The sequence below is a fragment of the Cupriavidus necator A5-1 genome, assembly GCF_000744095.1.
Classification (GTDB): Bacteria; Pseudomonadota; Gammaproteobacteria; order Burkholderiales; family Burkholderiaceae; genus Cupriavidus; species Cupriavidus necator_A.
Window position 1 is genome coordinate 252,393 of sequence record NZ_JQLI01000004.1, and the last position, 17,592, is coordinate 269,984.

The 17,592-nt window shown below is 66.8% G+C and carries 18 protein-coding genes; 8 read left to right on the forward strand and 10 right to left on the reverse strand.

Annotation, left to right across the window (positions count from 1 at the left end; translation table 11 throughout):
• Window positions 1-68: 68 nt before the first annotated feature.
• Window positions 69-1,051 (reverse strand): IS5 family transposase gene (locus K307_RS23095; protein ID WP_230626028.1). Its coding sequence is split into 2 segments (ribosomal slippage): window positions 69-274 and window positions 274-1,051, totalling 984 coding nucleotides; the frame shifts between segments, so codons are not numbered across the junction.
• Between the two features lie 104 nt (window positions 1,052-1,155).
• Between K307_RS23095 and K307_RS51145 the strand changes: the two genes are divergently transcribed.
• Window positions 1,156-1,401: a hypothetical protein gene (locus K307_RS51145; RefSeq protein WP_080745181.1), complete on the forward strand. Its 246-nt coding sequence runs from the start codon at window positions 1,156-1,158 to the stop codon at window positions 1,399-1,401.
• A gap of 240 nt (window positions 1,402-1,641) precedes the next feature.
• Here K307_RS51145 and dmpG read toward each other — a convergent pair whose 3' ends face one another.
• From dmpG to K307_RS23120, 5 genes are all read right to left on the reverse strand, one after another.
• Entirely contained in the window at window positions 1,642-2,667 is a 1,026-nt protein-coding gene (gene dmpG / locus K307_RS23100) for a 4-hydroxy-2-oxovalerate aldolase (RefSeq protein WP_042883065.1), read from the reverse strand.
• 10 nt (window positions 2,668-2,677) lie between these two features.
• Entirely contained in the window at window positions 2,678-3,589 is a 912-nt protein-coding gene (locus K307_RS23105; protein WP_042883066.1) for an acetaldehyde dehydrogenase (acetylating), read from the reverse strand.
• 35 nt (window positions 3,590-3,624) lie between these two features.
• Window positions 3,625-4,407 carry a 2-oxopent-4-enoate hydratase gene (gene dmpE / locus K307_RS23110; RefSeq protein WP_042883068.1) on the reverse strand — a complete coding sequence of 261 codons (783 nt, stop codon included), beginning with the start codon at window positions 4,405-4,407 and terminating at the stop codon, window positions 3,625-3,627.
• 68 nt (window positions 4,408-4,475) lie between these two features.
• Complete coding sequence (locus K307_RS23115; protein ID WP_042883071.1) at window positions 4,476-6,038, reverse strand: DUF1302 domain-containing protein; 1,563 nt, start codon at window positions 6,036-6,038, stop codon at window positions 4,476-4,478.
• A gap of 136 nt (window positions 6,039-6,174) precedes the next feature.
• Window positions 6,175-6,963 (reverse strand): SDR family oxidoreductase, encoded by a 789-nt coding sequence (locus tag K307_RS23120; RefSeq protein WP_042883073.1) that lies wholly within the window; start codon window positions 6,961-6,963, stop codon window positions 6,175-6,177.
• A 126-nt stretch (window positions 6,964-7,089) separates the two neighbouring features.
• On the opposite strand from K307_RS23120, the gene K307_RS23125 reads away from it, so the two are divergent.
• The 5 genes from K307_RS23125 to K307_RS23145 all read left to right on the forward strand — a co-directional run bounded on the left by K307_RS23125 (window position 7,090) and on the right by K307_RS23145 (window position 10,161).
• A complete protein-coding gene (locus K307_RS23125; RefSeq protein WP_042883381.1) occupies window positions 7,090-7,962 on the forward strand; it encodes an alpha/beta fold hydrolase in 873 nt (290 codons plus the stop codon).
• A 40-nt stretch (window positions 7,963-8,002) separates the two neighbouring features.
• Window positions 8,003-8,788: an SDR family NAD(P)-dependent oxidoreductase gene (locus K307_RS23130; RefSeq protein ID WP_042883075.1), complete on the forward strand. Its 786-nt coding sequence runs from the start codon at window positions 8,003-8,005 to the stop codon at window positions 8,786-8,788.
• A gap of 19 nt (window positions 8,789-8,807) precedes the next feature.
• On the forward strand, window positions 8,808-9,185 hold the full coding sequence (locus K307_RS23135; RefSeq protein ID WP_042883076.1) for a nuclear transport factor 2 family protein: 378 nt from the start codon (window positions 8,808-8,810) through the stop codon (window positions 9,183-9,185).
• Window positions 9,186-9,198: 13 nt separating this feature from the next.
• Entirely contained in the window at window positions 9,199-9,852 is a 654-nt protein-coding gene (locus K307_RS23140) for a TetR/AcrR family transcriptional regulator (protein WP_042883078.1), read from the forward strand.
• A gap of 87 nt (window positions 9,853-9,939) precedes the next feature.
• Window positions 9,940-10,161 (forward strand): hypothetical protein, encoded by a 222-nt coding sequence (locus K307_RS23145; RefSeq protein WP_042883080.1) that lies wholly within the window; start codon window positions 9,940-9,942, stop codon window positions 10,159-10,161.
• A 73-nt stretch (window positions 10,162-10,234) separates the two neighbouring features.
• Here K307_RS23145 and K307_RS23150 read toward each other — a convergent pair whose 3' ends face one another.
• The 4 genes from K307_RS23150 to cysD all read right to left on the reverse strand — a co-directional run bounded on the left by K307_RS23150 (window position 10,235) and on the right by cysD (window position 15,133).
• The gene (locus K307_RS23150) at window positions 10,235-10,714 is read right to left on the reverse strand and encodes an SRPBCC domain-containing protein (RefSeq protein ID WP_042883082.1); all 480 of its coding nucleotides are present in this window, start codon (window positions 10,712-10,714) and stop codon (window positions 10,235-10,237) included.
• A gap of 194 nt (window positions 10,715-10,908) precedes the next feature.
• Window positions 10,909-12,048, reverse strand: coding sequence for a helix-turn-helix transcriptional regulator (locus tag K307_RS23155; protein WP_042883084.1), 1,140 nt, complete (start codon window positions 12,046-12,048; stop codon window positions 10,909-10,911).
• 206 nt (window positions 12,049-12,254) lie between these two features.
• Entirely contained in the window at window positions 12,255-14,171 is a 1,917-nt protein-coding gene (gene cysN, locus K307_RS23160; RefSeq protein ID WP_042883086.1) for a sulfate adenylyltransferase subunit CysN, read from the reverse strand.
• Window positions 14,171-15,133 carry a sulfate adenylyltransferase subunit CysD gene (gene cysD, locus K307_RS23165; RefSeq protein WP_080745182.1) on the reverse strand — a complete coding sequence of 321 codons (963 nt, stop codon included), beginning with the start codon at window positions 15,131-15,133 and terminating at the stop codon, window positions 14,171-14,173. The genes cysN and cysD overlap by 1 nt, the downstream gene beginning before the upstream one ends.
• Window positions 15,134-15,281: 148 nt before the next feature.
• Here cysD and K307_RS23170 point away from each other — a divergent pair, with 148 nt between their 5' ends.
• Entirely contained in the window at window positions 15,282-16,388 is a 1,107-nt protein-coding gene (locus K307_RS23170; RefSeq protein ID WP_042883090.1) for a DUF1214 domain-containing protein, read from the forward strand.
• Window positions 16,385-17,578 carry a sulfotransferase family protein gene (locus tag K307_RS23175; protein WP_042883092.1) on the forward strand — a complete coding sequence of 398 codons (1,194 nt, stop codon included), beginning with the start codon at window positions 16,385-16,387 and terminating at the stop codon, window positions 17,576-17,578. Before K307_RS23170 ends, K307_RS23175 begins: the two co-directional genes overlap by 4 nt.
• The last annotated feature ends 14 nt before the right edge of the window (window positions 17,579-17,592 follow it).

Here is a 17,592-nt window from a genome sequence, read left to right on the forward strand (position 1 = left end):
ACGAGATTTTGGCTTGCTGCGCCCCCCAACGGGGTGTGTTGGCGAGGCGCTCGCCCCGCACTCGCCCTTTATGGGCGGACTGCTCCCACCAGATGTCCTCGGCTCAGGTAAAGATTGGCCAGCGCCAGGGCCGTGAAGGCCCGGCCGGCATTCTTTTTCAGGCCGCGGTAGCGGACTTTGGTGAAACCCCACAGGCGCTTGACCACGGCAAAGACATGTTCGAGCCGGGCACGGATCTTCGATTTGTTTCGGTTCTTCCCGCGTTGCACCTCGTCAATCTGGCAATCTGGCCGTTCTTGCGGGTACGCTGATTGGTGAAGTCCTTGGCGTGGGGAGCTTTCGATGCGATCAGCTCCTGCTGACTGGCGTAGGCACTATCACCATAGACGCGCTGTTCCTGCCCATGCAGTAACTGGGGTAGCGCATGCTTGTCGTGGACATTGGCCGGCGTCACGACTGCCGAATGGGCCAACCCACTCTGGCTGTCCACGCCGATGTGCAGCTTCATCCCAAAGAACCACTGCTGTCCTTTCCGGGTCTGATGCATCTCGGGGTCGCGCGCCTTCTTTTCGTTCTTCGTCGAACTGGGGGCACCGATGATCGTGGCATCCACAATGGTGCCGGTTTTCAGTTTCACGCCGCTGGCTTGCAGGATCCGGCCTACCTCAGCGAATAGCCGCTCCGCAAGCTGGTGCTTTTCCAACAGGCGGCGAAACTTCAGCAGCGTGGTGGCATCCGGCACAGGTTCACGACCCAGGTCAATCCCGACGAAGCGGCGCAGGCTGGCGCTGTCATACAGCGCCTCTTCGCAGACCAGATCCGCCAGGTTGAACCAGTGCTGCAAAAAGTGGATGCGGAGCTTCCGGTCCAGGCCAATGGGCGGCCGGCCGTTGCCGGCCTTCGGATAGTACGGCTCGATCACCGCGCACAACGCCGCCCACGGCAAGATCGTCTCCATCGTCGCCAGAAATGCCTCACGTCGCGTCGGCTTACGGTATTGCTCGAATCCAGCCCCTTGATCTGCACCCGCTGCCAACGTCATCTGCTTCATGTTCTTCTCTTTGCGTTCTCGATCCCTCACATAACGCTCTTCCTCATGAAGCGGAGGACTTAATCAGCATTGCCTTAGATACATAGAGACATCGAACGGGCGAAGTGTTCGATACCCTGTTGCCCACGCCAGGGGCGGGGGCGGAGGTGAGATGCCGTCTGACGATCGACTACCGGGGCGGCGACATCGCTGCCGCCATGCAGGCATGGGCGCGAGGTGGCGCCGATCTGGCACTGGACGCAGTCGGATGCGGCAGCCTGCCGAATGGCATGGACCTTCTCAAGCCCGGCGGCACGGGCAAGGCAGCAACCAAACTGGTGCTGCGAGTCGTTGAACCACGGGCCAGGTAGATGACACCATCGAAAATGGAGGAGAGACGATGAGGGCCAGGAATCTCTGATGCCAGGCGATCGTGTCCATATCGACCAGAAATCTTGGTCGATATGGACCGGCTTCACCCGCCATTTCCGTTGCCTGAAGGCGGGCGAGGCCCGCGTACACATGCCGGCGTGATGCTGCTTTCCGGCCCGCCGATCCCCAGGGTCATGGCCGTGGCGTCCACCGGCGAGCCGCTTTCAGGCCATCGCCATCTACGCCACCAGCAGACCCCGCTCGCGCGCCAGCGTTATCGCCGTATCCTCGATCATGTCCTCCTGCCCGCCCACGAGCCGTTGCCGGCCGAGCTCCACCAGGATCTCGCGCGCGGGGATGCGGTACTTGGCCTCGGCGCGCTTGGCGAACAGCAGGAAGGACGAATACACGCCGGCATAGCCAAGCGTGAGCGCGTCACGGTCGATGCGGATCGGGTGGTCCATGATCGGCACCACCAGGTCCTCGGCCACGTCGGCGATGCGGAACACGTCGATGCCGGTCTCGATGCCCATGCGCTCGCACACGGCCACCAGCACTTCCATCGGCGTGTTGCCGGCCCCGGCGCCCAGTCCGGCGGCGGCCGCGTCGATGCGGCTGGCGCCGCAGGCAATCGCGGCGAGCGAATTGGCCACGCCCATGGCGAGGTTATGATGGCCATGGAAGCCCAGCTCGGTCTCGGGGCGCAGCGCCTGCCGCACCGCGGTCAGCTTCTCGGTGACATCGTGCGGCAGCATGTGGCCGGCCGAGTCGGTGATGTACAGGCAGTTGGCCCCATAGCTTTCCATCAGCAGCGCCTGCTGCACCAGCGTCTGCACGGGTGCCATGTGCGCCATCATCAGGAAGCCCACGGTGTCCATGCCGAGCTTGCGCGCCATGCCGATATGCTGCTCCGAGACATCGGCCTCGGTGCAATGGGTGGCGACGCGGATGGTATGCACGCCGATCTCGTGCGCCATGCGCAGGTGGTCTACGGTGCCGATGCCGGGCAGCAGCAGCGCGGAGATGCGCGCCTGCTTCAGTTCGCCGAGCACCGCACGCAGGTATTCCTCGTCGCTGTGCGCGGGAAAGCCGTAGTTGACCGAGGCGCCGCCGAGCCCGTCGCCGTGGGTGACTTCGATCAGCGGCACCCCGGCGGCGTCCAGCCCGCGTGCGATGCTTTTCATCTGCTCCAGCGAGATCTGGTGGCGCTTCGGGTGCATGCCGTCGCGCAGGGTCATGTCGTGCAGGGTGATACGTTGGACCATGGCTGGCTCCTCAGGCGGTGGTGGCGGTTGCGGGGGCGCTGGCGGCGCGCATGGCGACGGCGATGCACTCGGCGGTACGGGCGGCCGAGGCCGTCATGATGTCGAGGTTGCCGGCGTACTTCGGCAGGTAGTCGCCAAGCCCCTCCACCTCCAGGAAGATCGAGACGCGCTTGCCGTCGAACACCGGGCCGTTCTTCAGCGTGTAGCCGGGAACGTACTTGCGGACTTCGGCAATCATGTCGTGCACCGAAGCGGTAATCGCGGCGACGTCAGGCTCGTCGTCGGTCAGGCAGTGGATGGTGTCGCGCATGATCAGCGGCGGCTCGGCCGGGTTGATCACGATGATGGCCTTGCCCTGGCGCGCGCCGCCCACGGCCTCGATCGCGCCCGCGGTGGTCCGCGTGAATTCGTCGATATTGCGGCGCGTGCCGGGCCCGACCGAGCGCGACGACACCGTCGCCACGATCTCGCCATAGGCCACTGGCTGCACCCGCGACACGGCATACACCATGGGGATGGTTGCCTGCCCGCCGCACGTCACCATATTGACGTTCATTTCGTTGCTGCCGATGTGGGCCTCGAGGTTGACCGGCGGCACGCAGAACGGCCCGATCGCCGCCGGTGTAAGGTCGATCACGCGCACGCCGCGCGCGGTGAGCCGGGCCGAGTGTTCAGCGTGTACGTAGGCCGAGGTGGCGTCGAAGGCGATGCGGATATCGTCGGCCTCCAGGTGCGGCAGCAGGCCGTCGATGCCGTCGCTGGTGGTCTTCAGCCCAAGCTCGCGCGCACGCGCAAGGCCCTCGGAGGACGGCTCGACGCCGACCATCCAGACCGGTTCCAGGATCTCGCTGCGGCGCAGCTTGTAGAGCAGGTCGGTGCCGATATTGCCGGGCCCGATCAGGGCACATCGGATCTTGTTCATGGTGTCTCGCGTCGCAAGTGGAAGAAATCAGTAAGTCAGCAGAACACGGCGGTACAGCCGCCGATGCCGGTGATGTGCATGGACAGCCGGTCGCCGGCCTGCACGGGAATCAGCGCCGCCAGCGAGCCCGACAGGATGGTCTCTCCGGCCAACAGGGGGATGCCGAAGCTGCCCAGCGTGTTCGCCAGCCACGCCACCGCGTCGGCGGGGTGCCCCAGCGCTGCGCTGCCGAGGCCCGTGGCCACGCACTCGCCGTTCTTTTCAAGCGTCATCGCACATGCGCCCAGGTCGAGCGCATGTGGACTCACGCGCTCCCCGCCGAGCACATAGACGCCGCAAGAGGCGTTGTCGGCGACGGTGTCCTCGATGCGGATGCGCCAGTCCCGGATGCGCGAATCCACGATCTCGAAGCAGGCCGCCACCGCTTCGGTGGCGTCCAGCACATCGTCGCGCGTCACGGCTGGGCCGCGCAAATCGCGCCGCAGGAAAAAGGCGATCTCGCCTTCGGCGCGCGGCTGGATCAGCGTATCCGCGGGGATGGGCTGTCCAGCGGCGTATTGCATGCTCCGCAGCAGGATGCCGAAGTCCGGTTGGTGCACGTCCAGCATCTGCTGCACGGCCTCGCTGGTCACGCCGATCTTCTTGCCGGTGATGCGGTCGCCGGCGGCCAGGCGGTGGGCAATAAAGCCTTGCTGGATGCGATAGGCATCGTTCACGTCGAGCGCCAGGCCGCGGCCGCTGAGTGGCGGCACCGGCGAGCGCGTGACGAGTGCATGGTGCAGTTCGTTGCTGAGCGTGTTGATCTTGTCGGCGTTCATGGCAGTTGGATCGAATTGCGCTGCCGCGGCGGTATAACGCGCCGTGGCATTGCGGGGCAGGTCGGGCCTCAGAACGAATACTTGGCGTTGAACGCCACGTAGTCGCGGTCGGCCAGCGGACGGTTGGCCACGCGGGCCCCGCCGAGGAACGCGGCATAGGTCAGGTTGAGCTCCAGGTTGTTCAGGTACTTGAAGGTCAGTCCCACGCTGGCGCGTTTGTCGCCATAGCCCATCAGCGTGCCGAAGGCGCCGGCCACGGCCGACTTGCCGCTGAACTGCTGCGCATAGGTGAGCGGCACGGTCAGGTCCCAGCCATCGAACACATTGTTGTAGGTCAGCGACCAGCCGAGCTGGAACGCCGCCGAATTGCGGGTGTTGGTCAGCTGGCTGAAGCCCATTACAGGATCCACGCTCAGCACGTGCAGGTAGGCGACTTCGCCGAGCAGCGACTGCGAGTTGGCGAGGAAGGTCGGGCCCACCGAGTAGATCGCGGAGAGCTGCCCTTGCAGCGCCTTGCCGCGCGAGGCGGTGGGCGAGCCGGCCACGTTCACCAGCATCGGCACGCCGTCCTTGTAGCTGACTTCACCAGCCACGTTGGCGCCGAGCATCTGCGTGGAGAAGCTGGCGCCGGTCAGGTTGATGCCGCCGAAGTACTTCTGCTGGTACTGCAGTGAGGGGAACAGCGAGGTCACGACGTTCGGGTTCTTGTCGTGGTAGCGCAGCTGGTAGAGCCCGATCTCGGTGCCTTCGAACACGCGGAAGCGCGTGCCCACGCCCCACTGGCCCCAGTCCGAAGGGCGGATGTCCGGGCCGCGCGGGATGCGGAAGCCGGGCCCGATGATGAATTCCGCGCCCGGCCCGACCACGTCGGTGGTGCTGAAATAGCTGCCCGGCGCGAACATCTGGTTCGGCTTGTGGGTGAACTGGTAATAGCCCATCACGCTGAACGACGGCGTGACCTGCAACTGCAGCGACGCCTGCGGCACCGGCAGCAGGATGTCCTTGACCTCCGCGCCAGGAACGAACGCCTTGGTGGCATCGGCAGGGCCTTGCGTGCCGGCGATATTGGCGAAGAACAGGCTCTCGCCCCATGCCACCACCTGGTTGCCGAGCTTGAAGCTGAGCCGCGTGCTGCCGAGCGGGACCGCGCCGTAGACATAGGCATCGAGCAGCTGCGCCCGGTGCTCGTGATAGTCGCGCGCGGAATCGGTGAACTGGTTGAACGGGCCGCTGTGGTTGACCGTAAGCGGCGCATTGTTCGAGTTGGTGCCGCTGTAGGCCCAGTCGTAGAACACATTGCCGCGCACCAGTGCGCCGAACGCGTCGTGCCGCAGGTGCGCTTCGCCGAGCAGCGAGACGCGGTTGGCGATCATGTCGCCGCGCCGGAAGTTGCGGTCGCCATCGTCGCCGTTGATATTGGCCGGGCTCAGCAGCGTGTTGCTCTGGTGGCTGGTACGCACCGCCGCGCCATAGGACGCGGTGACACTATAGTCTAGCGTGGTGCCGTGGCCAAGATCAATGGTGTCGCCCGCGCGCGCGGCCGACGCGAGCAGCGTTGTCAGCGCCGCCGCGGCAGCGATCGGCCGCAGCCGGCCGCGGCGCTTCAGTGGGCCGAGTGGTGGTTGGTGCATGGTGGTCTCCCCTTGGTGTCGGTGGTGGTTCATGGCCTGGCACTTCGTATGGCGCTCGCCTGGCCGCAAGCGTAGAGAGGGGGGGGCCGGCACAAATCGGCAGAACGGACTAAGCGGTTTCCCTACGAAACGCAATTCATCCGCGGTTGAGCGACGCCGCGTCGAGGAACGCCGGGCGCTCGCCGCCGCCATCGATCACGAGATTGGCGCCCGACACGTACGACGCCTGCGGCGATGCCAGGAACAGGCAGGCGTTGGCGATGTCGTCCGGCTGTGCAAGCCGGCCCAGCGGCACCGTGGCGGCCATCGCGCGCAGTGCTTCGGGATCGCCGTAGTGCTGCTGCTGGGAGGTATCGGTCTGCACCATGCCCGGACTGACCGCGGCCACGCGTACCTTGGGCGCCCATTCCACGGCGAGCGTGCGCACCGCGTTGAGAATGCCGGCCTTGGCGGCACCATAGGCCGCCGTGCCGGGCGAGGGCCGCAGCGCGCTGACACTGCCGACGAACAGTTGCGTGCCGCCGCCGGGCTGCGGCTGCATGCGCGCGTTGACGCGCTGCGCGAGCTGCAGCGGCGCCACCAGGTTGAGCCGGATCACCGATTCGAGCAGCCTTGGCGACGCTTGCGCGACCAGCGCGAACGGCGAGCCGCCGGCGTTGTGGACCGCGACGTCGAGGGTGGGGGTGGCCTGCGCGATCTGGGCCAGCATGGCGTCGACCTGTTCGATGTCGCGGATGTCCGCCGCGATGAAGCGGGCGGTGCGCCCGTCCGTGCACGGCAGGTCTCCGTCGTGCGCGGGTGCGGTGCGTCCGCAGATAAAGACCTGCGCGCCGGCGCGCAGGAAAGCCTCGCTGATGGCGCGGCCGATTCCGCGCATACCGCCGGTCACCAGCACGGCCTGGCCGGTGTAGTCGAATCCTGTCATGGGTCCCCCTGATACTTGGAGCGCCCATCGTAGGAGAAGTGGCCGGACCGCTCGTAGTCCGAATGAACGATGCCCCCGCTGCCGGCGCTGCGCAATATGCCTGCCAACAACACGGGAGACGCCCTCATGTCCGCTATGTCACAGCCAACGCCTTCATCCCTGCATCCGAACCTGCCGGCCGGGCGCTTCATCACCACTTCCGCGGGGCTGCGGCTGCACTGCCTGGACGCGGGCAGCGGCGAACCGGTGGTCTTTATCCATGGCAGCGGGCCGGGAGCGAGCGGGCACAGCAACTTCCGCCACAACGTGCCGGCATTCACCGCGGCGGGCTTCCGTACCGTGGTGGTGGACTTGCCCGGCTACGGGCTGTCGTCCAAGCCGGATGACGTCGAATACACGCTGGACTTCTTTGTCGCCGCGCTGCGCGAGCAGCTGTTGGCGCTGGAGCTGCCGCGCTGCGTGCTGGTCGGCAATTCGCTCGGCGGCGCCATCGCGCTGCAATACGCGCTTGATTACCCCGAGCATGTCAGCCGCCTGGTGATGATGGCGCCCGGTGGCGTGGAAGAGCGCGAGACCTATTTCCAGATGGAAGGGATCCAGCGCATGGTTTCGCTGTTCACCGGCGGGCATATGAATCCGGACACCATGCGGCAGCTGCTGCAGTTGCTGGTGCACGACGCCAGCCTGGTCACCGACGCGCTGGTCGATGAGCGCATGGCGGTGTGTCGCGAACAGCCACGCGAGGTGCTGGCCACCATGAAAGTGCCCAACCTGTGCGCGCGGCTGGGCGAGATCCGCTGCCCGGTGCTTGGCTTCTGGGGCACTGAAGACCAGTTCAATCCCGCTTCCGGCGCGATGAAGTTCCTCAGCGGCTGCGCCGATGCGCGCTTCGTCATGATCAATCGTTGCGGCCACTGGGTGATGGTGGAGCACGCGGCCTATTTCAACCGCGAGTGCCTGGGCTTCCTGGCCGATACGGTGCCGGGCGGCCCGGCATGATTGGCGCCCGCACCTATCGAACAAGACGATAGGAGACCTCATGGAATACCCGTATGACCTGTTCGGCCTGCGCGGCAAAGTAGCCGCCATTACCGGCGCCGCGCGCGGCATCGGTGCCGAAACCGCCCGTATGCTGGCAGCGGCGGGCGCGAAGGTCGCCGTCCTCGACGTGCTGGAAGGCGACGGCAAGGCCACCGCCGAAGCCATCTGTGCCGAAGGTGGCGAGGCCACGTTCTGGAAGCTCGATGTCACCAGCGAAGCCGACGTGGCACGCGTCTTCGCCGGGATCGCGGCGCGCTTCGGCAGCCTCGGCATCCTGGTGAACAACGCCGGCATCGAAGGTCCCAACGAGCCGACCCACCAGGTGACGCTGGAGCAATGGCAGCAGGTGATGGCGGTGAATGTCACCGGCACCTTCCTGTGCACCAAGCACGCCATCGCGCATATGGAGCGCGCCGGTGGCGGTGCCATCGTCAACGTGTCGTCGATGTACGGCATCGCGGCGGGGCCGGATGTGCCGCCCTACCATGCGTCGAAGGCGGCGGTGCGGATGATGGCCAAGACCGACGCCATGGTCTACGCAGCCAGGGGCATCCGCGCCAATTCCATCCATCCCGGCTATATCCGCACGCCGATGCTCGAGCACGTGGCCCAGGCGTCGGGCCAGGGCGAGGCGCTGTTCGACTACCTCGGCGGGCAGACTCCGATGGGCAAGGTAGGCCAGCCGCGCGATATCGCGGCGGGCATCCTCTACCTGGTGTCCGATGCGGGGCGCTATGTGACCGGCGCCGAGCTGGTGATCGACGGTGGCTACACCGCACGCTGACGGACACAAGGAGAAACCAATGCCAGACAGCGCCGCGATGAAGGCCACGCTGCTCGCTTATGTCGAGCGCTTCACTGCTGGCGACGCGCACGGCGTTGCCGCGCTCTACGCCGACGATGCCACCGTGGAGGACCCGGTCGGCGCGCAGCCACGCGCCGGCAAGCCGGCCATCCTCGCCTTCTACCAGCAAGCCACTTCGCTCGGCGCGCGCCTGGAGGTGGTGACGCCGCCGCGCGGTTCGCACGGCAACGCCGCCGCACTGACCTTCGCGGTGCATGCGCGCCTTGAAGGGCGGCCCGCCCGCATCGACGTGACGGACATCATGACGTTCGGCTCGGACGGGCGCATCGAGAGCATGCGCGCCCACTGGGGGCCGGACGACGTGCATTTCCTGTAGGCCCGCTGCGCCCATGGTCCGGCGTACCCGCGACGATGCCGCCGATACGCGTGCGCGCATCCTGGCCAGCGCGCAGAAACTGATCCGGCAGCGCGGCCTGCATTGCGTCACGCTGGACGATGTGGCCCGTGCCATCGGCATGACGCGCGGGGCAGTCTATGCCCATTTCCGCTCCCGCACTGCGCTGCTGGGCGCGCTGCTGTCGTGCGCCGAAGCCGACTTCGCCGCACGGCTCGCGCCGCTCTCGCAGGCCCGCGCCAACGCCGGGCCGGGCGCGCTGGAGCGGTTGCTGGCTGCCTTGCTCCATGGCGACGACATCGCGCGCCATGTCAGCCTGGTGGGCTTCCTGCTGCAGCACAAGTGCGGCGCCGCCTGTGAACTGTGCCCGTTGCGCGCGCGCGTGCTGCGGGCCGTTGAGATACTGCACGACACCTTCGCGGCGCTGCTGCCCGAACCCGGCCTGGCCGGCCTGCTGGTCGCGCACTTGTGGGGCTTGCTGAGCGCCCGCGCGTTGCAGCTTGCGCCATCCGGTTTGCCCGGATGCGCGGCGTCGCTGGCGCGCTTGTACGTGGGCCCCGGTATGCAACCCGATGCACATGCGCTGCCAGCGACGGTTCGCCGGGTGGATTCCACCGGCCACGCAGCGCTGCTCCGGGATATCCCTTAGTCTGCTCGGACGAAGAGCAAGCGGCAGGCGCCGCCTACGATGCTGTCAAAGCCCTGACAACCCGGACAGGGTGCGGAGGAGACAGCGATGAAGCGGCTCGGATTTCGTTGGGCGGGCGGCCTGGCCGCGGCGGGTGCCGCGGTGGGAGCGGCCTGGGTGCTTGCCGTGGGTGGCGGTGTTACCGCGGCGCATGGCGGTGAGGGCGGCATGCGTGCCGCCGGTGCGGCGGCCGATGGTTGTGACGACGCTTGCGTACGCAGCCGCGGCGCCGCGGCATTGCTGGTGCTCAGCCAGCGCCCTCCGCAATGACCGGCCGGCCTGCGGTACAGGCCGGCATGGATGCGGGTTGAGCCGGCTGTGTGCCTACAGTCAGCGCCTGCAGTCAGCGCTGGCCGGCCTGCCGCTGCGCCTGCAGCGCTTCCGCGCGTGCCTTGACATCCCTTGCCACCTGGTCGAAGCCCTGCTTCACCCAGGCACCGTGCTCGCGCATGATGGTATCGGCGTTGAGCCCGAGGAACAGGTCAGTGGTGAAGTAGCGCGTGCGGCCGGGGCCGATGGGTTCGACGTACTGGTCGCGCCGCGCGGCATCCTTGTTGGCGTCGGTCGGGCGCTGCTCCCATGACAGCAGGCGTTCCGGCTCACAGGCCACCAGGTATTCGTTGACCGGGATGACCTGGTCTGTGCCGGGGATGCGCACCTGCATGTGCACCATGTCACCGAGCCGGCCGGTGGTCTCCAGCCCCGGGCAAAACGTATTCCACTCCGCGTAGCGGGCAAAGTCGGTCAGGACTTCCCACACCAGTGCTGCGGGCGCATCGATCTCCACTGCGATCGAGGTCACCAGGTTTGCGGCCTTGGCCATTGTCTCCTCCTTCAAATCGGTCATTGGGAACCAGAACACTAGAGCCGCGCCGCGTGCTTGCGCATACTCCGAACGGACGAGTCCGGGTGGACGAAGCTGCCGAGGCATCGCCGCGGCACATTGATACCGTGCTCCGCGAGTCTCCAGCTGCTGTGAGCTTGGTGCCGGCCGGTGGCGATGGCCGGCATTTTTTTTCAACCCATTCCCACCACGCTGGACAGCAACATCTTCACCAGCACCGCCTGGCGCGTCGCGCCGGTCTTGGCAAAGATGCCGCGCAGGTGCGCGCGCGCCGTGTTCTTCTTCACCCCCAGCCGCACCGCCGCTTCGTCCAACGTCAGGCCGTCGACCATCAGCAGGGCCAGTTCGATCTCGGTCGGCGTCAGGTGGAACAGCTTGCGCAGGCTGGCGTGCGGGTTGCGCGGCGAACCGGCCGGGTCGCGGATGAACACGACCACCGCGGGTCGGCGCGCCTTGTCCTCGGTGCGGTAGCTGAGCGGGATCGGCCGCACTAGCACGCTCAGCGGCGTCGGTGACGCAGGGCGGCTCAGCGTGGTGACTTCGCTGCGCGACGATGCCAGCGCGTGGGCCTGGGCGGCGTCGTCAAGGATCTTGCGGAACCTGCGGTTCTCCATCGGGCAATGAGCGTGCAGCGTGTTGTCCGCGAGGTAAAGGCCGTCGCGCGCCTGCAGCAGGCGGCCGGCGACGGCGTTGGTCCGGATCGCCTTGCCGTGCTCGTCAAGGATGATGGTGCCGACCAGCAGCCGGTCCACGGCTTCCGCATACAGCGCGCGTTCGGATTGCAGCACGTCGAGCGCGGCATGCAGGTCCACTGCGCGCTTCAGGTGCGGCAGCAGGCCGTGCAGCAGCGCCTTCTCGGCCTCGCCGAAGTCCTGTCCCGCGTGACCGCGGCTGATGAACAGCGCGCATTCGACGCCGTCCGGCGTGACCAGGTTGGCCGCGAGGATATAGCGCAGGCCTAGCGGTGCCAGGTACTGGGTATAGAACGGGTGCGCGAGCCAGCCGGCCTCGCCGAACAGTTCGTCAGCGCTGAAGAGGCGGTCGGGATGCAGGTCGAGGAAGGGGCACAGCGCGTAGTACTGCTCGCTGTATGACGGCTCGCCCGGCAGGTGCGGGCCGTAGGTAGAAGCGTTGACGATCAGGCCCGGGCGGTCGGTGGCCGGGTGGCGCAGCACCAGCGTGACGAAGACGGCGTCAAGGCGCTGGCGCGCGCTTTCCAGGAAGGCGGACCAGGGCACGGCTTCGGTCGGGCCCTGGTAGAGCTTGGCGAGCAGGGCGCTGAGTTCGGCGGCCGGCATGGGGTCTGGCGGCATGATGGCGGCAGGTTCGGGCGATAGGAAATACGGAAGATTCGCCTCAGGTTGCTGACAAAGCCGGCGTACCACCGGTTTGCTCCCCTCTCCCGCTTGCGGGAGAGGGGAGCGTATGCGTGGGGCGGTGGCAAGCACCAATGCTTTCGCATACCGGCGGTTTGCTCCCATCGTACCGACCCGCCCCGCAACCTCATCGTCCGTTCGGCCTAGGCTCTTTCCCGCAGCCACGCCACGATCCGCTCCGCCGCCTGCTCCGCGGTATCGGCCGTAGTGTCGATGCGCAGCTCGGGCCGCTCGGGCGGCTCGTACGGCGAATCGATGCCGGTAAAGTTCTTCAGCTCGCCGCGCCGCGCCTTGCGATACAGCCCCTTGGGGTCGCGCTGCTCAGCCACCGCCAGCGGCGTATCGATGAAGACTTCAACGAACTCCCCGTCGCCGACCAGCGCCCGGGCCATGTCGCGCTCCGAGCGGAAAGGCGAGATAAATGACACCAGCACGATCAGCCCCGCATCGAGCATCAGCCTTGCCACTTCCGCCACGCGCCGGATGTTCTCGACGCGGTCGGCCTCGGCAAAGCCCAGGTCCTTGTTCAGCCCATGGCGCACGTTGTCGCCGTCGAGCAGGTAGGTATGGTGACCCAGCGCATGCAGGCGCTTCTCCACCAGGTTGGCGATGGTGGATTTGCCCGCGCCGGACAACCCGGTGAACCAGACGATGCGCGGCGACTGGTGCTTGAGTGCGGCGTGGGCGCGGCGGTCGACGTCGATGGCCTGCCAGTGCACGTTCTGCGCCCGGCGCAGCGCAAAGTGCAGCATGCCGGCGCCGACCGTGTTGTTGCTGAGGCGGTCGATGAGGATAAAGCCGCCCAGCTCGCGGTTGCGCGCGTAGGGGTCGAAGGCCACCGGCTGGTCCAGGTGCAGGTTGCACACGCCGATCTCGTTCAGCTCCAGCGTGCGCGCCGCCAGGTGTTCGAGCGTGTTGACGTTGACCTTGTATTTGGGCTGCGCCACGGTCACGCCCACGGTGCGCGTGCCGAGTTTGAGCAGGTAAGGGCGCCCGGGCAGCATGGCGTCCTCGTTCATCCACACCAGCGTGGCCTCGAACTGGTCGGCCACCGCGGGCGGGTCTTCCGTGCACGCCAGCACGTCGCCGCGGCTGATGTCGATCTCGTCCGCCAGCGTCAGCGTCACCGCCTGTCCGCGCACGGCGTGCGCGCATTCGCCATTGGCGCCGACGATGCCGGCCACGCGGCTTTCCCGGCCGGAGGGCAGCGCGCGCACACGGTCGCCGCGTCGGATCTCGCCCGCGCTGACGGTGCCGGCAAAGCCGCGGAAGTCCAGGTTGGGCCGGTTGACCCACTGCACCGGCAGCCGGAACGCTTCGTCCTTAACGGGCGCACTGTCGATCGGCACGGTCTCCAGGTGTTGCATCAGCGTCGGGCCCTGGTACCACGGCGTATTCGCGCTGGGCTCGGTGATGTTGTCACCGCGCAGCGCCGACATCGGGATGCAGACGATATCGGTCAGGCCGATCTGCCGGGAAAAGTCGCGATACTCGTTTTCGATGCGTGTATGGACCTCGCGCGAGTAGTCCACCATGTCCAGCTTGTTGACCGCCAGCACCACGCGCCGGATCCCTAGCGTCGCCACCAGGTAGCTGTGCCGGCGCGTCTGCGTCTGCACGCCGCGGCGCGCATCCACGAGCAGGATGGCCAGGTCGGCGGTGGACGCGCCGGTGACCATGTTGCGGGTGTACTGCTCATGCCCCGGCGTGTCGGCCACGATGAACTTGCGCTTGTCGGTGGCGAAGAAGCGGTACGCGACGTCGATGGTGATGCCCTGTTCGCGCTCGGCGGCCAGGCCATCCACCAGCAGCGCGAAGTCGAGATTGTCGCCCTGCGTGCCCATCTTCTTCGAGTCGGCCTCGAGCTGGGCGAGCTGGTCCTCGAACAGCATCTTCGACTCATACAGCAGCCGGCCGATCAGCGTGCTCTTGCCGTCGTCGACGCTGCCGCAGGTGATGAAGCGCAGCAGGCTCTTGCCTTGCTGGGCACACAGGTACTGCGCGATGTCGTGCTGCGCGCCTTGCGCCATGGCTGGCGCGGTGTCGATCAGGGTTTCCATCAGAAGTATCCCTCCTGCTTCTTCTTCTCCATCGAACCGGCCGAGTCGCTGTCGATCAGCCGTCCCTGGCGCTCTGACGTGGTCGCCAGCAGCATTTCCTGGATGATGCCGCCGAGCGTGTCGGCCTCGCTCTCGATCGCGCCAGTGAGCGGATAGCAGCCCAGCGTGCGGAAGCGCACGTTGCGCATCCGCGGCGTTTCGCCCGGGCGCAGTGGCAGGCGTTCGTCGTCGACCATGATCAGCGTGCCGTCGCGCTCTACCACGGGGCGTTCCCTGGCGTAGTAGAGCGGCACGATGGGGATGTCGTTGAGGTAGATGTATTGCCAGATGTCCAGTTCGGTCCAGTTGGACAGCGGGAACACGCGCAGGCTTTCGCCCTTGCGCTTGCGGGTGTTGTACTGGCGCCAGAGTTCGGGGCGTTGCATCTTCGGGTCCCAGCGGTGCTGCGCGGTGCGGACGGAGAACACGCGCTCCTTGGCGCGCGACTTCTCCTCGTCGCGGCGCGCGCCGCCGAAGGCGGCGTCAAAGCCATAGTGGTCCAGCGCCTGCTTCAGGCCCTGGGTCTTCCACACGTCGGTGTGGACGGCCGAGCCGTGCTCGTGCGGGCTGATCTTGCGTTCCAGCCCTTCGGGATTGATATGCACGCGCAGGTCCAGGCCGAGCCGGTCGATGGTCTGGTCGCGGAACGCGATCATCTCGCGGAACTTCCACGTGGTATCGACGTGCAGCAGCGGGAACGGCGGCGGTGCGGGGTAGAAGGCCTTCATCGCAAGGTGCAGCATCACGGAGCTGTCCTTGCCGATGGAATAGAGCATGACGGGGTTTTCGCATTCCGCCACCACCTCCCGCATGATGTGGATGCTCTCCGCCTCCAGTTGCTCCAGGTGGGTCAACATCGGGATCTCCTCTTGGTTTTGCCGGCCCCGTTCAGGGGATCTCGCAGGGGCCTGGCATGGACACAAGGTAGCGAGCCGGGGCCTTGCGCCACTTCGTCCGGGCGGACTAAGAAATGGCGGGCCGCTGCCTGCATTTCCTAGTCCGCTCGGACGAGGAGGCGCTTGCCCTGCACTAGGTATCGTTGCTTCGCCGACGAACCACGGGAGCAGGCAGATGGCGACCTCCGCCGAAGAACAATTGCTGAGCGGCCAGACCTGGGCCGAGTTTTGCGAAGTGCTCAAGCGCAGCGGGCAGCAGATCCTGCGCCCGGAGGCACCGTCGGACGCGCTCACGCGCGCCGAGGGCTTCCGCTACCTGAGCCGCTTGCTGCGCATCGCGCTGGAGATGCACTTGGAATTTGCCGATCCGGCGTTTCCCGGCTTCTTTTCTCCGTCGCACGAAACCGCCAAGATCGGCGCGGACAATCCGGACAACCTGTATCGCTACGCGCGCCTGGACGGCAATGCTGCATACCGCATCCGCGGCCGGCGCGGGACGGTGGCGTATCTGAGCTTCGGCACGCAGAAGGGCGGTTACGAAACAGACGGGCGCATGGTCCAGACTGGCTTTATCGACAGCAATAAGCTGGTTGTGGACCCGGACGGCAGCTTCGAGATCATCCTCAGCGCACGCCAGCACGACGGCAACTGGGTGCGCATGGAATCGGCCACCAATGCGCTGGTGGTGCGGCAGACGTTCCTCGATCGCAAGGCTGAGACGCCCGCCGAACTGCACATCGAGCGCCTCGACGGCAGCAAGAAGCCGCCCGCGCTTGCCGCTGAGAGCCTGCATGGCGGCCTGCTGCGCGCCGCGGGATTTGTCGAAAGTACCGCACGCATCTTCGCCGACTGGGCCCAGGGCTACGGCGGCCATGTCAACGCACTGCCGCCCGCGGACCAGGCCGCCTGCCAGGCGGCTGGCGGCGATCCCAACATCTTCTACTACCACTCCTGCTGGCAGCTGGCGGACGACGAGGCGCTGGTGGTCGAGGTCGACCAGGTGCCGGCGTGCGAGTTCTGGAACTTCCAGATCAACAACTACTGGATGGAGTCGCTCGACTACCGCTACCACGACATCTGCCTGAACAAGCACAGCGCCCGGCTCGATGCCCGCGGTGGCGTCACCGTCATCCTCAGCGCGCGCGATCCGGGCCTGCCCAACTGGCTGGAAACCGCCGGCCACGGCAACGGCACCATGTGCTGGCGCTGGGTCGGGGCGGCGCAGCCGGTGCATCCGCGCACGCGCGTGGTCAAGCTTGAATCGCTCAGGGAGAACACATGAACACGATTGCATCCGACGACACCGCAGTACTCGCCGTGGAGCGCCTGCTCGCGCAAGCCAGCGAGCAGGCCGGCGGGCTGACTGACTTTGGTCCAGGCAACTACCGCGAGGCGCTGGACGTGTTGTCCGATTCGCTCGCACGCGAAGCCGGCCTGTCGCCGCAGGGCGCGCAACTATTGCAAGTCAAGCTGCAGGCGCAACTGGTGAACCGGCTGGTGATCCAGGACTACTGCCGGCGCCATCCGGAGATCCTGCAAGAGCGCGTGGACGACCCGCTGGTGATCGTCGGCCTGCCGCGCACCGGCACCACGCTGCTGCAGCGCATGCTGGCCACGGACGCGCGCTTTCATTCGGCGGCATGGTGGGAAACCCGCTACCCGGCGCCGTTGCCCGGCGAGGACGTGCGCGACGCCGGCAGGCGCATCGCGCTGGCGCGCGAGGAAGTCGCGCAGATGATCCGGTTCATCCCGGACATCCTCGCCATCCATCCGCTCGATGCGATGGCGGCCGACGAGGAATTCATGCTGATGGAGCATTCCTTCCTGTGCGCGATGGATTCCTATGCCAACGTGCCCGGCTACACCGACTGGCTGGCGTGCCAGGACCGCACCGAGGTCTATGCCTACCTGAAGACCATGCTGCAGTTCCTGCAGTGGCAGAAGCGCCAGCGCGGCGAGGCGCCGGCGCGGCGGTGGGTGCTGAAGACGCCGCAGCATCTGCACACGCTGGAGATCCTGTTCCGGGTCTTCCCGGGCGCGCAGGTCGTGCTGACCCATCGCGATCCGGCGCAGACGATTCCGTCGATGGCGAGCATGGCGCATACCTTGTGGAAGATGTATGCCGATGCGCCGGATGCCGCCACCGTGGGCCGGCAATGGAGCGAGCAGATGCGGCGCGCCACCAAACACGCCATGGCAGTGCGCGACACCGTGCCGGCCGATCGCTTCCTCGACGTGCGTTTCGAGGACACGGTGAGAGACCCCTTCGGCGTGGCGCAGGCGGTCTACCGCTTTGCCGGCATGCCGCTGACCGAGGCCGCGCGCGCCGGCATGTGGGCATGGATGGAGAGCAACCCGCGCAGCCAGCGCGCGGCGCACGCCTATACGCTGGAGCAGTTCGGCCTGAGCCAGGCGCAGCTCGAACGCGACTTTGCCGGCTATCGTGAGCGGCACATCCTGAACCGGAACTAGAACCTGGAACATCG